The sequence below is a fragment of the Maricaulis sp. genome (genome assembly GCF_034670125.1).
Taxonomy (GTDB): domain Bacteria; phylum Pseudomonadota; class Alphaproteobacteria; order Caulobacterales; family Maricaulaceae; genus Maricaulis.
In genome coordinates this window covers 175,608-191,849 of record NZ_JAXMOC010000002.1, presented here as the reverse complement: position 1 = coordinate 191,849, position 16,242 = coordinate 175,608, and the positions used below count along the sequence as shown (strand labels likewise).

16 protein-coding genes are annotated in these 16,242 nt (G+C 62.8%); 5 read left to right on the top strand and 11 right to left on the bottom strand.

Features of this window, described 5'->3' with window-relative positions:
- Positions 1 to 2 precede the first annotated feature (2 nt).
- Complete coding sequence (gene glyA, locus VOI18_RS04225) at positions 3 to 1,310, bottom strand: serine hydroxymethyltransferase (RefSeq protein ID WP_323761167.1); 1,308 nt, start codon at positions 1,308 to 1,310, stop codon at positions 3 to 5.
- 272 nt (positions 1,311 to 1,582) lie between these two features.
- Between glyA and VOI18_RS04220 the strand changes: the two genes are divergently transcribed.
- Positions 1,583 to 2,005 (top strand): MucR family transcriptional regulator, encoded by a 423-nt coding sequence (locus VOI18_RS04220; protein ID WP_323761166.1) that lies wholly within the window; start codon positions 1,583 to 1,585, stop codon positions 2,003 to 2,005.
- 11 nt (positions 2,006 to 2,016) lie between these two features.
- Here the strand turns inward: VOI18_RS04220 and VOI18_RS04215 are convergent, their stop codons facing one another.
- From VOI18_RS04215 to VOI18_RS04190, 6 genes are all read right to left on the bottom strand, one after another.
- Positions 2,017 to 2,244 (bottom strand): DUF6898 family protein, encoded by a 228-nt coding sequence (locus VOI18_RS04215; RefSeq protein ID WP_323761165.1) that lies wholly within the window; start codon positions 2,242 to 2,244, stop codon positions 2,017 to 2,019.
- A 30-nt stretch (positions 2,245 to 2,274) separates the two neighbouring features.
- Positions 2,275 to 3,498, bottom strand: coding sequence for a 5-aminolevulinate synthase (gene hemA / locus VOI18_RS04210; protein ID WP_323761164.1), 1,224 nt, complete (start codon positions 3,496 to 3,498; stop codon positions 2,275 to 2,277).
- A 132-nt stretch (positions 3,499 to 3,630) separates the two neighbouring features.
- Positions 3,631 to 4,122, bottom strand: coding sequence for a transcriptional regulator LdtR (ldtR, locus tag VOI18_RS04205; protein WP_323761163.1), 492 nt, complete (start codon positions 4,120 to 4,122; stop codon positions 3,631 to 3,633).
- Between the two features lie 103 nt (positions 4,123 to 4,225).
- Complete coding sequence (gene mmsB, locus VOI18_RS04200; protein WP_416374854.1) at positions 4,226 to 5,119, bottom strand: 3-hydroxyisobutyrate dehydrogenase; 894 nt, start codon at positions 5,117 to 5,119, stop codon at positions 4,226 to 4,228.
- A gap of 66 nt (positions 5,120 to 5,185) precedes the next feature.
- Positions 5,186 to 6,250 (bottom strand): enoyl-CoA hydratase/isomerase family protein, encoded by a 1,065-nt coding sequence (locus VOI18_RS04195; RefSeq protein ID WP_416374853.1) that lies wholly within the window; start codon positions 6,248 to 6,250, stop codon positions 5,186 to 5,188.
- 41 nt (positions 6,251 to 6,291) lie between these two features.
- Positions 6,292 to 7,428: an isobutyryl-CoA dehydrogenase gene (locus tag VOI18_RS04190; protein WP_323761161.1), complete on the bottom strand. Its 1,137-nt coding sequence runs from the start codon at positions 7,426 to 7,428 to the stop codon at positions 6,292 to 6,294.
- A gap of 134 nt (positions 7,429 to 7,562) precedes the next feature.
- Between VOI18_RS04190 and hemB the strand changes: the two genes are divergently transcribed.
- The 3 genes from hemB (at position 7,563) to VOI18_RS04175 (ending at position 11,250) form a co-directional block, all read left to right on the top strand.
- Positions 7,563 to 8,543 carry a porphobilinogen synthase gene (hemB, locus tag VOI18_RS04185; protein ID WP_323761160.1) on the top strand — a complete coding sequence of 327 codons (981 nt, stop codon included), beginning with the start codon at positions 7,563 to 7,565 and terminating at the stop codon, positions 8,541 to 8,543.
- A 916-nt stretch (positions 8,544 to 9,459) separates the two neighbouring features.
- A complete protein-coding gene (locus VOI18_RS04180) occupies positions 9,460 to 10,608 on the top strand; it encodes a PLP-dependent aspartate aminotransferase family protein (protein WP_323761159.1) in 1,149 nt (382 codons plus the stop codon).
- A gap of 153 nt (positions 10,609 to 10,761) precedes the next feature.
- Entirely contained in the window at positions 10,762 to 11,250 is a 489-nt protein-coding gene (locus VOI18_RS04175; protein ID WP_323761158.1) for a GNAT family N-acetyltransferase, read from the top strand.
- 78 nt (positions 11,251 to 11,328) lie between these two features.
- On the opposite strand, the gene VOI18_RS04170 is transcribed toward VOI18_RS04175, so the two are convergent.
- The 3 genes from VOI18_RS04170 to VOI18_RS04160 are packed head-to-tail and all read right to left on the bottom strand — an operon-like array spanning position 11,329 to position 13,363.
- Positions 11,329 to 11,958: a trimeric intracellular cation channel family protein gene (locus VOI18_RS04170; RefSeq protein ID WP_323761157.1), complete on the bottom strand. Its 630-nt coding sequence runs from the start codon at positions 11,956 to 11,958 to the stop codon at positions 11,329 to 11,331.
- Entirely contained in the window at positions 11,955 to 12,488 is a 534-nt protein-coding gene (locus VOI18_RS04165; RefSeq protein WP_323761156.1) for a hypothetical protein, read from the bottom strand. The genes VOI18_RS04170 and VOI18_RS04165 overlap by 4 nt, the downstream gene beginning before the upstream one ends.
- Positions 12,485 to 13,363 carry an NAD(P)-dependent oxidoreductase gene (locus VOI18_RS04160; protein ID WP_323761155.1) on the bottom strand — a complete coding sequence of 293 codons (879 nt, stop codon included), beginning with the start codon at positions 13,361 to 13,363 and terminating at the stop codon, positions 12,485 to 12,487. The genes VOI18_RS04165 and VOI18_RS04160 overlap by 4 nt, the downstream gene beginning before the upstream one ends.
- Positions 13,364 to 13,424: 61 nt before the next feature.
- On the opposite strand from VOI18_RS04160, the gene VOI18_RS04155 reads away from it, so the two are divergent.
- Entirely contained in the window at positions 13,425 to 15,749 is a 2,325-nt protein-coding gene (locus tag VOI18_RS04155; RefSeq protein WP_323761154.1) for a penicillin acylase family protein, read from the top strand.
- Here the strand turns inward: VOI18_RS04155 and VOI18_RS04150 are convergent.
- On the bottom strand, positions 15,731 to 16,195 hold the full coding sequence (locus tag VOI18_RS04150; protein WP_323761153.1) for a flavin reductase family protein: 465 nt from the start codon (positions 16,193 to 16,195) through the stop codon (positions 15,731 to 15,733). The genes VOI18_RS04155 and VOI18_RS04150 overlap by 19 nt on opposite strands.
- Positions 16,196 to 16,242: the final 47 nt, after the last annotated feature.

Here is a 16,242-nt window from a genome sequence, read left to right as displayed (position 1 = left end):
TCTTAGGCCAGTTCGGGATAGATGGGGAAGCGCGCTGTCAGAGCCTTCACCGTCTCGCGGACTTCCGCCTCGACTTCGGCATTGCCATCGGGATGATCAACCAAGGCATCGAGCACCTTCACCATCAGCTCGCCGACCTGCGTGAACTCGGCCTCTCCGAAACCGCGGGTGGTCGCGGCCGGTGAGCCGACGCGGAGGCCGGACGTGACGGTCGGCTTTTCGGGATCGAAGGGAACACCGTTCTTGTTGCAGGTGATATAGGCGCGTTCCAGCGCCTGTTCCGCGGCATTGCCCTTGAGGCCCTTGGGCCGCAGGTCGACCAGCGCCAGGTGGCTGTCGGTGCCGCCAGAGACGATCGCGTAACCACCGTCGGTGATGGCTTTGGACAGGGCCTGGCAGTTGGCCACGACGCGGGCCACATAGTCCTTGAATTCGGGCTGGAGTGCCTCGCCGAAGGCTACCGCCTTGCCGGCTATGACATGCATCAGCGGGCCACCCTGGAGACCCGGGAAAATGGCGGAATTGAACTTTTTGCCAAGATCAGGGTCATTGGACAGGATCATGCCGCCACGAGGGCCGCGCAAGGTCTTGTGGGTTGTCGTTGTACAGACATGCGCATGCGGCATCGGATTGGGATAGACACCGCCTGCCACCAGACCGGCGACATGGGCCATGTCGACCATGAAATAGGCACCGACCTCATCGGCAATCTTGCGGAATTCGGCGAAATCGATCTCGCGTGGGTAGGCGGAGCCGCCGGCGATGATCAATTGGGGCCGGACTTCCAGGGCCTTGGCGCGCACGGCGTCATAATCGATACGGGCATCGCTTTCCCGGACGCCATAGCTTTCGGCCTTGAACCATTTGCCGGACATGTTGGGACGTGCGCCATGGGTCAGGTGACCGCCCGCGTCGAGCGACATGCCCAAAATGGTATCACCCGGCTTCAAAAGGGCGAGAAAGACACCCTGATTGGCCTGGCTGCCCGAATTGGGCTGGACGTTTGCGTACTGGGCGCCAAACAGCGCCTTGGCCCGCTCGATCGCGAGGGTCTCGACCACATCAACATGCTCGCAGCCGCCATAATAGCGACGGCCGGGATAGCCTTCGGCATACTTGTTGGTCAGCGGTGAACCCTGCGCTTCCAGGACCGCACGGGAAACAATGTTCTCCGACGCGATCAACTCGATCTGACTCTGCTGCCGCTGGATTTCCTCATGGATGGCATGGGCCACTTCACGATCACTCTCGACGATGGATCGGGTGAAGAATGGGCTGTCGGTTCCGGCTTCGATCTGGGTATCAGGCATGACGCATCCTCAGGCATTTTGACCCGTTTGATAAGGTGCTGCTTGGAGCGGGGCAAGCGGGCAATTGGCCGGCACGCAGATCGGGCCTGCGCGGGGGTGGTGCCGGATGCATTTATTTGCCCAATTCAGACTGCGCTGCTGCAAATTAAATATATTCAACTTTGCAGACTTGAACTGATGTTCGACACATAATATCGATCTGGCATTGAAATAATCAGTGAAGTCACCACGTGTGACAGAAGCAAGACAGCGTTTCCCGAAAGGTTTGCCCTATGGCCGATGACATGCTCCCCGATATCGACAAGGAAGAATTGCTGCGAATGACGACCGATGTCGTGGCGTCCTACCTGTCCCACAACTCCATGCCGGCCGACAATGTGCCGGATCTGATCCGGTCAGTTCATGCAACGATGAAGGAAGTCTCCGAATCCGAGGTCAAGCCGGAACCGAAGACCAAGCCTGCAGTCGCACTCTCCAAATCGGTTGCCGATGATTACATCGTCTGTCTGGAAGACGGCAAGAAACTGAAAATGCTGAAGCGCTATCTGCGCTCGCAATACAACATGTCGCCGGACGATTATCGCCGCAAATGGAACCTGCCGTCCGATTATCCGATGGTGGCTCCCGCCTATTCGCGCAAGCGGTCGCAGTTTGCCAAGGACATCGGACTGGGCCGCGGCAAGAAGGACGGCTAAGGCCGACCCGACTAGACTTCGATACCTCGACGGCCGGGCCCCTTGCCCGGCCGTTTTTCATTGGCTGCGGCCCGCTTGAGTTTCCAGGCCAGCTTGGCCCGCGCCAGCATGTCTATGTCGGCACGGGGGGTTCGGGCCGGGACCTGGAACACAACCTCCTCCGCCGTCGCGCCATCGATGGCTGCGACGCGCAAGGCGTTGCCGACTTTCTGGATTTCGACGAAGATTTCGCCGGCCATTGAGCACCTCGGGGTCCGGGACGCTGACGATCAGCCCCGGGCCACTCCGGTCTGCTCGCTCGCCCGTTCCCAGACATCTTCCAGCGCCTCGGCCAACTGGTCAAACATTGCGTCGGTATGCAGCGGGGTCGGCGTCAGCCTCAACCGCTCGGTACCACGCGGAACAGTCGGGTAGTTGATCGGCTGGACATAGATCCCGTGCTCATCGAGGAGCATGTCGGAAATACGCTTGCACAGCACCGGGTCACCCACCTTGACCGGGACAATATGGGTTTCCGATGGCATGACCGGGAAGCCGGCCCCGGCCAGCTGGGTCTTGAGGGTCGCAGCCCGCTCCTGGTGACGCTCCCGCAGATGGTGAGCCGCCTTGAGATATTCGACACTGGCCCTCGCTCCGGCCGCCAGGGCCGGTGGCAGGGCGGTGGTGAAGATAAAGCCGGGAGCCAACGAACGGATTGCGTCGACAATGGCCCCGTCAGCGGCGATATAGCCGCCCATCACGCCGAACGCCTTGCCCAGAGTTCCCTCGATGATGTCTATGCGGTCCATCAGCCCGTCTCGCTCGGCGATACCGGCACCGCGCAGCCCGTAAAGGCCGACCGCGTGAACCTCGTCGAGATAGGTCAGCGCGCCATACTTGTCGGCCAGATCGCAAACCGCCTCGATCGGTCCGATATCACCGTCCATCGAATAGACCGACTCAAAGGCGATGACCTTGGGGGCGTCCTTGGGGGCAGCGGCGAGCAGTTCTTCCAGATGGGAGACGTCATTGTGGCGCCAGATCCGCTTTTCGCAGCGCGCACCCTTCACACCCTCGATCATCGAGGCGTGATTGAGCTCGTCGGAAAACATGATCAGCCCGGGCAGGATCTTGCCCAGCGTGGCCAGCGTCGCCTCATTGGCGATGTAGCCAGATGTGAAAAGAAGCGCGGCATCCTTTTGATGCAGGTCGGCGAGCGAACGCTCGAGCTCGACATGGTAGTGCGTGGTACCCGAAATATTGCGCGTGCCACCCGCGCCGGACCCGACATCATCGATGGCTTTCTTCATCGACTCGACGACGCAGGGCAACTGGCCCATGCCGAGATAGTCGTTGGAGCACCAGACGGTGACGTCGCGGACCTTGCCGTCCTCGGAGCGCCAGCGCGCGACAGGAAACTCGCCCTTGCGACGCAACAGGTCGGCAAAGACGCGATACCGTCCCTCTGCCTTGACGCGGCGGACGGCATCCTGGAACGCGGATTGGTAATCCATGGGCGGGCCTTTCACGACGATCTATACATGCCGACACGACAATGAGTCGACGTATAACGCCTCGGCCTTCATCCGTATAATGGACGAAGCGCCGCACCCAATGGATAATTTCAGTGGTGGCCTGACCGCCGCCTACATCCGGAAACGGATATGGTCGGCCCAGAAACGCTCGATCCGTGCCAATGCCGTGTTCATCGTGGGCAATTGCTCGGCATCGACGCCGCCAACCGGCGTCAGCGACGTGCCCTGCCGTTCAAACAGCGCGTTCAGATGCCCGCACACCGCATGACCGCTCTCGGTCAGGCTGACACGAACGGACCGTCGATCGACGGCCGACCGCTCATGGCGGATATAGCCGGCGTCGACCAGCTTCTTGAGATTGTAGGAGACGTTGGAGCCCAGATAGTGACCGCGCGTCCGTAGCTCACCGGCGGTGAGCTCCTGGTCACCGATATTGAACAGGAGCAAGGCCTGGACACTGTTCAGATCGTCCATGCCCTCCCGATCGAGTTCGTCCTTGACGACATCGAGCAATTGCCGGTGCAGACGCTCAACCAGTTGGAGAAGCTCAAGATAATCGGAACTCGGCGCCGCTTCCGGTGCCACGCTTTCTGCCATCGCCATCACACACACTCCACCCGACCTTTGATGGTCGTTTTATTGATTACGGAGTTGACGTTAGCGGCAAAGCGCGAAAATCCCCTTAACAGGATTGGTTAAATTGCTCTCAACGCTTGTCCCAGCTGCCATCGAGCAATTTGTAGATGCCGGAGAAGTCCGACGCCCCGCCACCCAGATTGTCAAACATGGCGTACAAGGCTTCGGCCTGGGCACCCAGCGGCGTGGTCGCCCCGGCACTCTGGGCGGCATCCTGGGCGAGCTTGAGGTCCTTGAGCATCATCGCGGTGGCAAAGCCCGGCTTGTAGCCATTATTGGCCGGCGTGGTCGGGATCGGGCCGGGCACCGGACAATAGGACGTCATCGACCAGGACTGGCCGGAGGCCTTGGACGAGATGTCGAAGAAGTTCTGGGCGTCCAGTCCCAGCTTTTCGGCCAAGGCAAAGGCTTCACAGGTCCCGATCATGGTGATCGCCAGCAGCATGTTGTTGCAGATCTTGGCCGCCTGGCCGGCGCCCACGTCACCGGCCCGGATCACCGCCTTGCCCATGGCATCCAGGATCGGTTCGGCCGCCGCGAAATCACCTTCGCTACCGCCGACCATGAAGGTCAGCGTGCCGCCCTGGGCTGCCGCGACGCCGCCGGAAACCGGGGCGTCGACAAAGCGGAAGCCCTTCTCGACCGCCAGACCACCGACATGGCGGGCGCTGTCGACATCAATGGTCGAGCAATCGAGGAAGAGCGTGCCCGGTGCGGCCGCGTCAAAGATCTGGCCTTCATAGACACCGCGCACATGTTTGCCGGCGGGCAACATGGTGACGACCGCGTCCGAGCCTTTGACGGCATCCGGTGCGCTGGAAGCGGCAACAGCGCCCTGCCCGACCGCCTGCGCGACGGCGTCGGCGTTGAGGTCAAAGGCATGGACCTCGTGACCGGCCTTGACCAGGTTGGCGGCCATGCCGGATCCCATGTTTCCAAGTCCGATGAAGGCAATGCGGGCCATGTTGGTCTCCCCGTTGATGGTGGTGTTCTTTGTGGTGTCTTGTTGGTGGTCTTCGTGTGGTGTCCGTCAGGCGTCGTCGAGAAAGCTCATCTCATTGGCCGCATCGAGCGGCGCAAACGCCTTCTCGATCGCGCTGTCATCCGCCGCCGGTGCCCAGTTCGGCGACTGGTCCTTGTCGATGATGACCGCGCGGACGCCCTCGTAGAAATCGGTCCCGGTCAGGCACCAACTCGATACGCGCAGGTCCTGACGCATCACATCCTCGAAGGAGAGCTCGGCACCCTTGCGCAGGCAGGCCAGGGTCAGTTTGAGCGCCGTCGGCGACTTGGTGCCGAGAATTTTCGCCTGCTTGGCCGACCACGGATCACCGGCATCTTCGATACGGGCGACAATGTCTTCGACACTGTCACCGGCAAAAGCCGCATCGATCAGGCCACCGGTCACCGACAGGTCACTGTCGCCCGGATCGCCGGAGAACTCTTCCAGCAGGACTTCCAGCGCGTCCTCACCGGTCAGGTCGACACTCTCGAGCGCCGCGACCAGCGCGTCATACTGGCCGGACGGGCAGTAATGCGTCGCCAGACCCGCCGCGACACAGTCAGGTGCTTTCAGGCGCGCACCGGTCAGGCCCATCCAGGTGCCAACTTCGCCCGCCAGGCGCGGCAGGAAATAGGCACCGCCGACATCGGGGTGAAAACCGATCCCGGTTTCCGGCATGGCGAACATCGTCCGATCGCCGGCGACGCGGTGTGAGCCATGCACCGAAACCCCGACACCGCCGCCCATGGTGATGCCATCGATCAGCGCGACATAGGGTTTGGGATAGTGATGGATCAGCGTGTTGAGCTGGTACTCATCGCGCCAGAACAGCCAGGCCTTGTCGTCGCCCGCCTTGCCGGAATTGTGCAACTGGAGAATATCCCCGCCAGCGCAAAACCCTTTCTCGCCAGCCCCGTCAACGACGATGGCCTGAACGTCATCGTCATTCCGCCAGGCCTGCAGCGCCTCGATCATGGCGAGGCACATGCCATGGGTCAGCGCATTCAGCGCCTTGGGCCGATTGAGCGTGATACGGCCAACCTGGCCAATCTTGCGGGCGATGATTTCGGGTTCGTCGGTCACTGTACTCATCCTCGGCGTTCTGGCACTCGGGGTTTAGGGAGGTGGGCGCTCTACCTCATCACATCCTTCGCAATGATCACCCGCATGATCTCATTCGTGCCTTCCAGGATCTGGTGGACACGCAAGTCACGCAAGATACGCTCGAGCGGGTAGTCCTGGAGATAGCCATAGCCGCCATGCAGCTGCAGGGCCTGGTTGGCGACGTCGAAACAGGTGTCGGTCGCAAAGCGTTTGGCCATGGCGCAGAATTTGGCGGCGGACGGATCCCCGGCATCAATCGCCGCGGCGCCGCGATAGAGCATCATGCGCGAGGCTTCGAGCTCGGTGGCCATGTCGGCCAGCTTGAACTGGGTGACCTGGAATTGCCCGATCTCGCGGCCGAACTGCTTGCGCGTGCCGACATAGTCCTTGGCCAGCTCGAAAGCCTCGGTGGCGCCGCCCAGCGAGCAGGCCCCGATATTGATGCGGCCGCCATTGAGGCCCTTCATCGCCAGGGTGAAGCCCATCCCCTCTTCCGCCAGCAGGTTGGCGGCAGGGACGCGGCAATCCTCGAAGGTGACGACGCGGGTTGGCTGGGCGTTCCAGCCCATTTTCCGCTCGTTCGCTCCAAAGGAAAGACCGGGCGTGCCCTTCTCGACGACGATGGTCGAGATGCCCTTGGGACCGTCACCGCCGGTGCGGCACATGACGACGTAATAATCCGACGTGCCGGCGCCCGAGATGAAGGCCTTGGCGCCGTTGAGCACATAATCATCGCCATCGCGCACGGCCTTGGTGCGCAGCTGGGCCGCATCCGACCCGGCGCCCGGCTCGGTCAGGCAATAGGAGGCGATCTTTTCCATCGTCATCATGCCGGGCAGGAAGCGCTGGCGCTGCTCCTCATTGCCCCAGCTATCGATCATCCAGGCGCACATGTTGTGGATCGACAGGAAGGCCGCCGTCGGCACACAGCCGCGCGACAATTCTTCAAAGATGATCGCAGCATCAAGGCGCGAAAGGGCCGATCCGCCGACGTCTTCGCGCGTATAGATCCCGGCGAAACCGAGCTCGGCCGCTTCGCGCATCACTTCGACGGGGAAGTATTTCTCTTCGTCCCACTTGGCCGCATTGGGCTTCAAGCGGTCCTCGGCGAATTTTCTCGCCATGTCGCGGATCAGGGTCTGATCTTCTGTGAGAGCGAAATCCACAGCAGCACTCCTGTTGCTATTCGGTTGTTTGGCGGACAAATCTTGTCCGACGGCTTTGGCCGGAGCCGTAACGCGGGTTTGCCGCGGCGGCAAGTTTGATATGTCATTGCAGACGAAGAAGACCAGAGGCCGACATGTATCCCAATACCCGCCTTCGCCGCACCCGCCAGGCCGACTGGTCACGCCGCCTTGTGCGCGAAAATGCCCTGTCGGTGAATGATCTGATCTGGTCGGTCATTGTCTCGGACACGGCGGATCCGGTCGAGCCGGTCGCGGCCATGCCGGGCGTCGAGCGCCTCTCCCTCGCTGCACTGGCGAAGGCGGCGAAGGACGCCCAGGCCTTGGATATTCCGGCGATGGCGATTTTTCCGCATATCGATCCCGCCAAAAAAGACGATGCCGGTTCCGAGGCCCTGAACCCGGACGGCCTGATCCCCAATGCCATCCGCACCATCAAGGACGCCGCGCCCAATGTCGGCGTGATCTGCGATGTCGCGCTCGACCCCTTCACCACGCATGGCCATGACGGCATTTTGCAGGGCGACCGGATCGCCAATGACGAGACGGTTGAGCGTCTGATCGAACAGGCGCTTGTCCAGGCCGGTGCAGGCTGCGATATTGTCGCCCCGTCCGACATGATGGACGGCCGCATCGGCGCCATCCGCGAAGCGCTGGAAGGCGAAGGCCATCACGACACGATGATCCTCTCCTATGCCGCCAAATACGCGTCGGGCTTTTACGGCCCCTATCGCGAGGCGATCGGCTCGGCCGCCGCCCTCAAGGGCGACAAGCAGACCTATCAGATGGACCCGGCCAATCGCAATGAATGCCTCCGCGAGGTCGAGCTCGACATCGCCGAGGGCGCCGACATGGTCATGGTCAAGCCCGGCCTGCCCTATCTCGACATCGTCCGCGCCCTCTCCGACACCTTCCCCGTCCCGGTCTACGCCTTCCAGGTCTCCGGCGAATACGCGATGATCGAAGCCGCCGCCGCCAATGGCTGGATCGATGGCGACCGGGTGATGATGGAAAGCCTGCTGGCGTTCAAACGCGCAGGGGCTGCGGGGGTGGTGACGTATTTTGCGCGGCGGGCGGCGATGAATCTGGGTGGGTAGGCGCACATGGCGTGGGGACGAATGGAATGCGTCGGTTGCGGCCATGTTTTCGATGCGTACACCGCCGAACTCCAGGATCAGAGACGGCAGCTCGGTCCCGTCGGCGAGCCAACAACTCAAATTGGGGACTATTATTACTTCACGGGTCGTGACCCCATCCCGCATTGCCCTGAATGCAATCTTGCTAAACGCATGGCGGTCTGGCCGTTTGTCCCGCTGATCTGTTCGTTTGCATTGGTATGGCTGGCCGGGATGACTATGTTGGTCATCACGTTTTCCGACAAAATTCCCGACGAACTTGCCGCGCCCTTGCCTTGGATTGTGGGCCTATGTTTCGCGGGAAGCCTAGTCTACGCCATCATTGCTCACTCAATCGCAAAGCCGATCCGATGCTAGCGCCTCTGGCGCCCTGTTTTTGCCCATCGAGCTTCCGCAGCGATTGTCATCCCTGATGGACGCCCCGCGCATGCGGGGCGAAAGTCAGGGACCTATGTGGCTGCGACGAGTTAGCTCCCCGTCTTGCGCCCGGCCTACGCCGGACATCCAACGGGGATGACAAGCGTACCGAGGCGAAGAGTTTGCGCCTTCGGCGCCCTTGACCTCAAGAACCGGATACGGCCCGCTTTCTGACAATGGATTTAAAGATGGGTCCGCGCGAGGCGCTGCCCCTTCGTACTCATCGCGCACCTCCAGCTGTTGTCATCCCTGATGAACGCCCGGCGCAGGCCGGGCGAAAGTCAGGGACCTAACTTGTGGCCACTACCTAGCTCCCCGTCTTGCGTCCGGCATTCGCCGGACATCCAACGGGGATGACAAACGGGGGGATGCGGTTCCCGCGCCGCCCGTGCACCGCAAACATGTAAGCCTCCTGCAAACGCTGTAATCTCCACCCGCACGCAGCCATTCCGGACCCGCCATGACCGCCCCATCCCGCACCACCCTCACCGTCCAGGCGATGCACGCCATCGACCAGATCACCGGCGCGGTCATCCCGCCGATCCATCCGGCGACGACCTATGCGCGCGGGGCGGACAACCAGCTGATTGGTGATCAGGACTATCGCCGTCCGGAAGGGCCGACCGAGAAACAGGCGGCAAAGGTTCTGGCCATGCTGGAGGGCGCACCGGAGGCGAAACTCTTTTCCTCCGGCATGGCGGCGATCGCGGCTGTGGTCGAGAGCGTGCCGACCGGCGGGCATGTGATCGCCCAGACCGAGATGTATTACGGCGCCAAATTGTTGTTACAGCGCGCGGCGACCAAGAAGCGCATCACGCTCAACCTCATCGCGCCCGGTGATCTGCACGCGCTCACTGCCGCGGCCCGGCCCGATACCGACCTGATCTGGATCGAGAGCCCGGCCAACCCGTCCTGGGCCGTCGTCGACATCGCCAAGACAGCGGATATCGCCCATGCAGTCGGCGCGACATTGGGGGTGGATTCCACCTGTGCCCCGCCCTGCACAACCCAGGCCCTGGCGCTGGGCGCCGACATCGTCATGCACTCGGCGACCAAATACCTCAACGGGCATTCCGACGTTCTCGCAGGGGTGCTGGCCACGCGTGAGGTCAATGCGAGATGGCAAGAGATCGGCGAAATCCATTCCAAGACCGGTGCTGTGCCCGGCGCGTTCGAAACCTGGCTCCTGATGCGCGGCTTGCGCACACTCTGGGTTCGCTTCGAGCGACAAAGCGCCAGCGCCCTGATGATTGCCGACGCGCTGCAGGGCCAGGCTGGTCTCGACGCCGTGCTCTATCCGGGCCTGCCGGGCCATCCCGGTCATGACATCGCCACGCGCCAGATGACCAACGGCTTTGGCGGCATGCTGTCCCTGCGCCTGTCCGGCGGCCATGACGCCGCCGCCAGGCTGGCCGCCTCCACCAAGCTTTTCACCCAAGCCACATCACTGGGCGGGGTGGAAAGCCTGATCGAACACCGCAAGCCGATTGAGGGGCCTGACAGTCCGACGCCGAACGATCTGGTCCGGCTGTCAGTTGGTCTGGAAGACCCGCAGGACCTGCTTGCAGACCTCCGCCACGCGCTTGCGGCAGGCCCGAAAGCGGTTTAGCCATCGACCTTTCACCGCTTGGAGCGTTTATGCGCCGCTTTTCTGATTCCTGATACGGCCAGCCCGTCCTTTGACCGGGCAGGCTGGCTTGATTGAAGACCGTTCGCGACCGGCGTTGCGAACGAACGATACTTCTTTATCAGGAACAAGACATTGCAAGATCTATCCAAAGTAATACTTCGGCCTGCGACGCTGGCCGATGCCGACCCGCTGGAAGCGCTGTCCGCGCGCACCATCCGGGTCAGATATCCCGATATCATCGGCGCCGAAACCGTCGTGGGCTATATCGCCTCCGGCGCCATCGCCGCCTATTATCGCGACAATGTGGCGACGCTCATGGTGGCTGAACTCAATGGCGTCCGGGTCGGGGCCTGTGCCACGAAGCCGGGGCGGATCGATTTGATGATGGTCGACCTCGATCTCCATCGCATCGGGATCGGGAAACGTCTGCTCGATCACGGAGAGGCCACCCTGTTCCGCGACAGCAATCAGATCGGGCTCGACTGCTTCCGGGACAATGATCAGGCGCGGCGTTTCTATGCCAAGCATGGATGGCGTGATGGTCGCCTGTTCACCGATCCGGACAGCGGCATCGAGATGATCGAGCTGACCAAGGACAGACCCGCCAGCTTCACGGTCTGACCTGAAAACCCGATGCCCCGCGGTGCGCAAATGCGCCGCGGGGCCGTCCTCTTGACGGGGTCAGCCGCGCAAAGCGTGTCAGTCACCCAGCTTGATCGCCGGCAGGGACCATTTGAACTGGATGGCACAGCCACGCAGGACAAAAGCCAGCAGGGCCGAACCCAGGGTCACGGCACTGGGATTGAGACCCAGCGTCATGCCGCCGACATAGGCCGCCGCCCCGGCCAGCGCTGCCAGGGCATAAATGTCCTCGCGCAGCACCAGCGGCACGTCATTGACGATGATGTCGCGCAACAGCCCGCCAAAGGCGGCGCTCATCATCCCGGTCAAAAGCGCAATGGTCCAATGCGCGCCGGCGGCCAGCCCGGCCTGGGCGCCGAGCACACAAAACACCGCCAGGCCGACGGCATCGGCCCAGATCAGGGCGGCGCGGCGAGTGGCGATCGCCTGCGCCCAAGGCGAGGTAAAATAGCCCAGCAAGGCGCCAAACAGCGCCACCAGCAGGTATTTCGGTTCGATGATCCAGTAGACCGGCAGCGATCCCAGCAGTACATCGCGCAGCGTGCCGCCGCCCATCCCGGTTACCGCGCCGACAATCACCGCCCCGAACGGGTCAAGCGATTTGCGCGCCGCCAGCATGCCGCCGGAATAAGCGAAGAAGCCGATGCCTGCATAGTCGAGCACGATGAAGATTAGCTCGATGCTCATGGCTGGTTGGAAACCTGTGCCTGCTGATGGGTGCGTAGCGCCCGCCGGGCCTTCTCGAGCTTGACCAGGTCGGCAAGGTCACGGGCGCGCCATGCGGCCGCCATCATGATACCGCTGACGACCATCCAGCCTGCAATGATGAAGATCAGCGTATCCAGCCGTTCGAAGCCAATCTGCTCCCAGAAGGTTGGATCAAACTCTGAAATCCCGAAGACACCCGCGACCGGTATGGTCACAATCAGCAGCGCCGTGGAACGGAAAATCCGCTCGGTCCGGTCGGCATTGAGTTGGGTCCACTCGACCAGAAAATCGATCTGGGCGGCATCAAGTCCGCCGAGCAGGCCGAGAGCGAGCTTCCAGTGTCGGGTCCGCATCAGGGTCGACATCTGGTCGTTTGTGACCTGATAGAACATCCGCCGCGTGAACGGTGCAAACACGATCAAACGCCAGACCGCGAACAGCTTGGTCAGTCGCTTCCAGACGTCCATCACCACCGGGTCGTTGGCGATCATGCCCTTTGGTTCACTCATACGCCTGATCCCCCCTTGGGTCGCTCGAGCCGCGCAATCAGGCTCGATGTATCCCAGCGATTGCCGCCCATGGCCTGCACGTCGGCATAAAATTGGTCGACCAGCGCCGCGACCGGCAGGGTCGCCCCATTGCGGCGGGCTTCGTCCAGCGTAATGCGGAGATCCTTGCGCATCCAGTCGATGGCAAAGCCATAGTCGAACTTGCCGGCGACCATCGTCTCCCAGCGATTTTCCATCTGCCAGGACTGCGCCGCGCCCTTGGAAATGGCACCGATCACCAGCTCCGGATCAAGCCCGGCGCGCTGGGCAAAGTGCAGGCCTTCGGACAGGCCCTGGACGATGCCGGCGATGCAGACCTGGTTGACCATCTTGCAAAGCTGACCGGCGCCCGCGGGACCAATCAGCGTGATCGCCTTGGCATAGCTGTCCATGACCGGCTCGGCGGCGGCAAATGTGTCCGCCTCGCCGCCACACATGATGGCGAGCTGGCCGTTCTCGGCTCCGGCCTGACCGCCGGAAACCGGCGCGTCGAGAAAGCCGATGCCGGCATCTCGGGCCTCTATGTCGAGGTCGTGGGCGAGCTCTGCGGACGCTGTGGTGTGATCGACCAGGACCGCGCCCGGCTTCATGGCGGGAATCGCCTGCTCGGCCACGCGCCGGACGTCGGGGTCGTCACCCAGACACATCAGGACGAAGTCCGCCTCGGCGACAGCGGCCTCCACCGTTTCAGCAGCCGAACCGGCATACTGGTCGGCCCAGGCCTGCGCCTTGCTGGCCGTGCGGTTCCAGACCGTCACCGTGTGGCCGGCGGCCGTCAGGTGACCGGCCATCGGATAGCCCATCACTCCAAGACCCAAAAACGTGCAGCGTGCCATTGCGCTCTCCCCAATCAATCCGCCCCTTGCTAGTCTCGCCGCGAATGGGGAGCAAGTCATCATGATCAAACGTGTTCTGCGCTATCTCGGCTGGGCCGCCGGAGGACTGGTCGCGCTGGCCCTGGTCGGCGCGCTGATCGTTGCCAACCGGCTCTATGCCTCCCTGCCGCAGACGACCGGCGAAATGACCATGGCCGGCCTACAGGGCGAGGCGACCATCGCCCGCGACCGTCATGGCGTGCCCCATATCTTCGCCCAATCCGAGCAGGACGGCTTTTACGCCATGGGCGTCGCCCACGCCCAGGACCGGCTGTGGCAGATGGAAATCACCCGCCGCGCCTTGCGCGGCCGTCTCGCGGAAATCCTGGGAGAGCCGGGTCTCGACACCGACATCTTCTTCCGCACCATGGGTCTGGGAACGGCGTCGGATACAGCGGTCGACAATCTGCCCGATGATGTCCGCGCCGCCCTGCAGGCCTATGCCGACGGCGTCAACGCGGTGATCGAGGCGCCGGGCTTTGTGCCGCCGCCGGAATTCCAGATCCTGATGTTCGATCCCGAGCCCTGGCAGCCCGCCGACACGGTCGTGGTCTACAAGGCCATCGCGCTGGACCTGTTTGGCAATGCCTTCCAGGAACCGCGCATGGCGGCTCTGGTGGCGCAGCTGGGCGAGCAGCGCACGGCCGAATTCATCGGCCGCTATCCCGATGACGCGCCGCGCTCGCTGACCATGGCCGATATCGGCATTGAGGCGACCACCCTGCCCCCGGTCGAGGAACCGGCACCCGTGATGGGTCCCGAGGACACGGGACGCGACGGGTCGAACAATTGGGTGCTGTCCGGATCACGGACCGCCTCCGGACTGCCGATCCTGGCCAACGACCCGCATCTGGGTCTGGCGGCGCCGGCGATCTGGTATCTGGCCCGCCTGACCACGCCGCAGGGCTCGGTCGTCGGCGCCACCCTGCCCGGCACACCCTTTGTCACCTTGGGCCGCACCGACGAGATTGCCTGGGGCTTTACCAATACCGGTCCCGATGTTGGCGACTTGCACGCGATCACCGAGGCTGACATCACCGGCCAGCGCGAGGAACACATCACTGTCCGCTTCGGCGAGGACGTGATCATCACCCGCCGCGAAACCGCGACCGGGCCGGTCCTGGATCCCAAGCATTTCAACTATCCGGTGCCGGACGGCAGCGACTATTTCGCCCTTCAATGGATGCTCGACGAGCCGGATGACGCGACCACCGGGGTTGGCCTGCACATCATCGAGGCCGACGACTGGGATGGGTTTGTCTCCGCAATCCGCGGTTTTGTCGCTCCCCAGCAAAGCATGGTCTTCGCCGACCGGGACGGAGATATCGGCTTTTACGCTCCGGCCCGGATCCCCGTACGCGACGAGACCGGCGCCTGGGTCTCCACCATCCCGTTCGAGGAACTTCCGCACACCCTCAATCCGGATCGCGGTTTTGTTGCCACCGCCAACAACAAGATCGTACCGGATGACTACCCGCACTATCTGACCTCGGAATGGTACGGGGTTTCGCGCATTCGACGGATCAATGACGGCATCAATGCCGCCCCCATCCACGATATCGAGACCATGCAGTCGCTGCAGGTCGACACGGTCAGCGATACGGCCCTGCGCCTTCTGCCAGTCCTGCTACGGGCCGAGCCGGAGACCGAGGCTGGTCGTGCCGCACTGGCGCTGCTGGCTGACTGGGACGCCGACATGGCCGTCGACCGGCCCGAACCGCTGATCTATTCGGCCTGGATGCGGGAGCTTTCGACCGATATTTATGGTGACGAGCTGGGCGAGCTTCTGCCATCCTGGCATGGTGACCGGCGCGTTTTCATGATGGACGTGCTGACCGGCGATCTGGGTCACTGGTGTGACGACGCCGGAAGCGATCCTGTCGAAACCTGCCAGGATCTCACCGGCCCGGCCCTGGACCAGGCGATGGACGCGGCTGCGGCAGATTACGGAGCGGACGTCTCATCCTGGCGCTGGGGCGATGTGCACTATGCTCGCCACGCCCACAGGCCGTTTTCCGATTTTCCGGTCCTGTCGGACTGGTTCACCATTACCACGCCGGTGCCGGGCGACGGCTCGACGGTCAATGTCGCCCATTACTCCTACCGGACACCGGGCTATGAAGTGTTCCACGGTGCGTCCTACCGGGCGCTCTACGACATGGCGGCACCCGACACCTCACGCTTCATGATCACCACCGGGCAATCCGGCAATGTGATGTCGCGTCACTATGATGATCTCGCACCGATGTGGGGACGGGGTGAGTACATCACCATTCCCACGGGTTGGACGATGGACGATGCGCCCGAGGGGCTGGCCGTGCTGCGGCTTCAACCCGGTTCGCAATAAGCCGACCGGTAAAAGACCAGTGATGGCACATCGCGCGGCATGTCGAGCGTCAGGACGCGGCCGACCATGATGTCGTGATCGCCGCCGGCGTGGACCGCTTCGGCCTTGCAGGTCAGGCGGGCCACGGCGCCGTCGATCAGCGGCACGGTTTCACCACTCCAGCGCGTGTGACAGGCCCCCAGGTCAGCATCCAGCGCGCAGGCATGAGCGAGCCCGGCCTGGTCGGCGGCCAGCACGTTGACGCCCCAGTGCGCGGCTTTGCCGAAAATCGGATAGCGCTCACTCGCGGTCTCGATCGACCACAGCACCAAAGGCGGATCGAGCGATACAGACGCGAAGGAGTTAACCGTCATCCCGAGCGCCTTGCCGTCGACAAAGGCGGTCACGATGGCGACCCCGGTCGGGTAGCGTCCCAGGGCATCGCGGAAAGAGCGACTTTCAGCCACGGCATGTCCTCATCGGTTTGCGGCGGGTTCGGGTTTTGAAACCGGAC

What these genes read in the sequence shown, in the direction of transcription:
- glyA (WP_323761167.1), bottom strand. Translation starts at nt 1,310, where the DNA reads ATGCCTGATACCCAGATCGAAGCCGGAACCGACAGCCCATTCTTCACC.
- VOI18_RS04220 (WP_323761166.1), top strand. Translation starts at nt 1,583, where the DNA reads ATGGCCGATGACATGCTCCCCGATATCGACAAGGAAGAATTGCTGCGA.
- VOI18_RS04215 (WP_323761165.1), bottom strand. Translation starts at nt 2,244, where the DNA reads ATGGCCGGCGAAATCTTCGTCGAAATCCAGAAAGTCGGCAACGCCTTG.
- hemA (WP_323761164.1), bottom strand. Translation starts at nt 3,498, where the DNA reads ATGGATTACCAATCCGCGTTCCAGGATGCCGTCCGCCGCGTCAAGGCA.
- ldtR (WP_323761163.1), bottom strand. Translation starts at nt 4,122, where the DNA reads ATGGCGATGGCAGAAAGCGTGGCACCGGAAGCGGCGCCGAGTTCCGAT.
- mmsB (WP_416374854.1), bottom strand. Translation starts at nt 5,119, where the DNA reads ATGGCCCGCATTGCCTTCATCGGACTTGGAAACATGGGATCCGGCATG.
- VOI18_RS04195 (WP_416374853.1), bottom strand. Translation starts at nt 6,250, where the DNA reads ATGAGTACAGTGACCGACGAACCCGAAATCATCGCCCGCAAGATTGGC.
- hemB (WP_323761160.1), top strand. Translation starts at nt 7,563, where the DNA reads ATGTATCCCAATACCCGCCTTCGCCGCACCCGCCAGGCCGACTGGTCA.
- VOI18_RS04180 (WP_323761159.1), top strand. Translation starts at nt 9,460, where the DNA reads ATGACCGCCCCATCCCGCACCACCCTCACCGTCCAGGCGATGCACGCC.
- VOI18_RS04170 (WP_323761157.1), bottom strand. Translation starts at nt 11,958, where the DNA reads ATGAGCATCGAGCTAATCTTCATCGTGCTCGACTATGCAGGCATCGGC.
- VOI18_RS04165 (WP_323761156.1), bottom strand. Translation starts at nt 12,488, where the DNA reads ATGAGTGAACCAAAGGGCATGATCGCCAACGACCCGGTGGTGATGGAC.
- VOI18_RS04160 (WP_323761155.1), bottom strand. Translation starts at nt 13,363, where the DNA reads ATGGCACGCTGCACGTTTTTGGGTCTTGGAGTGATGGGCTATCCGATG.
- VOI18_RS04155 (WP_323761154.1), top strand. Translation starts at nt 13,425, where the DNA reads ATGATCAAACGTGTTCTGCGCTATCTCGGCTGGGCCGCCGGAGGACTG.